This window comes from Pseudomonas sp. SDT291_1_S447 (assembly GCF_054070155.1).
In genome coordinates, this window is the sequence record NZ_JBSVXS010000321.1 from 1 (window position 1) to 355 (window position 355).

Below are 355 nucleotides of genomic sequence, written 5' to 3' on the forward strand. Positions count from 1 at the left end.
TGTCGCTCAGTGCGACCGGTTCTGTGGCTGAAGGCGGTTCGATTGTTTACACCGCTACGCTGACCAACGCCGCTGGTTCGCCAGTGACCGTAACCCTGTCGAACGGCGCCGTGATCACCATCGACGCCGGTAAAACCACTGGCACCGTGACCGTTCCAGCGCCAGCCGACGACGTCTACAAAGACGCTGGCAACGTGCAGGCGACGATCAGCAACGCTACCGGTGGCAACTTCGAAAACCTGGTGCCGAGCACGACTCCGGCCATCACCAGCGTTACCGATACCATCGACACCACCACGGTGAAACTGACCGCGACCGCCACTGCCGCTGAAGGCGGTAACGTCGTCTACACCGC

Annotated in this window: 1 protein-coding gene; it reads left to right on the forward strand. The window is 61.7% G+C overall.

All coding sequences use genetic code 11. From position 1 onward, the window contains the following. Positions 1-355, forward strand: a 355-nt coding sequence (locus ACW9IR_RS29750; protein WP_457466186.1) for an immunoglobulin-like domain-containing protein, incomplete at both ends; no start/stop codon positions are given.